Consider the following 1,750-nt stretch of genomic DNA (forward strand, 5'->3'; position numbering starts at 1 on the left):
CGGCTGCACCACTTGGTCGCCAGCAGCAGGTGTCCACTCGTTCCACCGGTGCGCACCGGATCGGGCAAGTAGCTGCCCGTCGTGAGCTGCGCTGCGGCCAACGGCGCCATCACAAAGGCGACCGCCGCTGACAGCACCGTGGCCACCCAGGCCATCGCCAGGGTGTCCAGCACCTGACCCGCCGCAGTGCGAATGAAGTCCCACTGCACTGGCGCGCTGGCGATCACCAGCATCGCGCCCGACGGGTTCAGCAGGTCAGCCCAAGGGATGTCCAGGAAGGCGATCGCGGCGGCAGTACTCACGCCAGCAGCCACAAAGGCGTACCAGCTGGGAGAGCGGCGCAGCCAGGCGCTGATCATCTCCAGCGCAATCACAAAGATCAGCACCGCAAAGAGGGCCGTCGCGAGCTTTTCGTACTGAAAATAGCGGATCGCCAGCGCGATCTCGCTGCCCAAGCCCCCGGCACCGACGACTCCCAAAATGGTGCCACTGCGAATGTTGCATTCCAGGCGGAACAGCGCGTAGGCAATCCACTGGCGAGAGACCTGCGGGATCACCGAGAACAGCAGGATCGCCATCCGGCGAGCGCCCATCGCTCGCATGCTGAGCACCGTGCGAGGATCAACCGACTCGGCGAGTTCCGAGTAAAGCTTGCCGATCGAGCCACCAACTGTCAGCCCGATCGCCAGGATGGCGGGGATAACGCCGAGGCCGAACAGGCGAACAAACAAGTAGGCCCAGACGATCTCCGGAATGGAGCGGAAGAACGCCATCAACCAGCGTCCCAGCGTTCGAAGCGCTTCGAAGGCATAGCGCATCGGAGCCGGTGCCGTCTTGGGAGGCTGAGGCAGGTCGGGAACACGGATCGTCACCAGCGCCAATGCGCCGCCGATCAGGACCGCCAGCACGGTGCCCATGATCCCGATGAACAGGCTTTCCAGTGACAGCGCCGCCACGCGCTGCAGGAAATCACCAGAGAGGTCCGGGTGGGCAAAGCCTGAGACGATGTTGAGCGCGTTGTTCAACCCGTCCCGGTCGGCCAGCTTGCTTGGATCCGCGCCCACATACTCCGTGGCGACGACCACGGACAKCACGATGGCTGCGCCGAGTCCGTACCGGCGCCACTCGGTGCGGCGCTCGTTGCGCCGCTCAATGGCGCTCATCGCTGCCCTCGTACAGCTTGTGAAGCATCGGATCGCTGATCTCGGACGGTGTGCAGTCGAAGACCAGGCGACCGTCGCGCAAACCGATCACCCGCGTGCAGTCCTTGCGGACGATGTCAAACCAATGGGTGCAGAACACAAGCGACACATTGCGTCGCTGGGCCATCTCGACGATCTGCTGAGTCACCGATCGCGCGGTGTTTGGGTCGAGCGAGGCGGTGGGCTCGTCGGCGAGCAAGATCTTTGGATCCGCGATCAGCGCGCGGGCGATGGCCACCCGCTGCATCTGCCCGCCGCTCAGGTCACCAGCGCGAGTCCACTGGTATGCACCGATTCCCAGCTGATCGAGCATCGCCCGGACGCGGTCCTTCTCCACGGCGACCAACGAGGCACGCAATGCCTGGTACCAGTGCCAGTGGGGCAGCAGTCCTGCCACAACGTTCTGGTGCACAGTGGCCTGGTGAACGAGCAGGCTATGCTGCTCGACGATCCGGCAGTTGGCACGGTAGTGCTGCAGGCCCTTCCAGGGCAGGTTGTTCAGCCCCTGGCCGTTGACCTCGACGGCACCCTCGGTAGCACGCAGGGCG

2 protein-coding genes are annotated in these 1,750 nt (G+C 64.7%); both read right to left on the reverse strand.

Annotated features, from left to right (window positions below; all coding sequences use genetic code 11):
- A partial coding sequence (locus AC1DYI_RS34545) for an ABC transporter permease subunit (protein ID WP_477208615.1) occupies window positions 1–1,163 on the reverse strand: 1,163 nt, incomplete at its 3' end.
- A partial coding sequence (locus AC1DYI_RS34550) for a phosphonate ABC transporter ATP-binding protein (RefSeq protein WP_477208616.1) occupies window positions 1,150–1,750 on the reverse strand: 601 nt, incomplete at its 5' end. The genes AC1DYI_RS34545 and AC1DYI_RS34550, both read right to left, overlap by 14 nt.

The organism is Ideonella sp. P3_A4 (assembly GCF_056403075.1).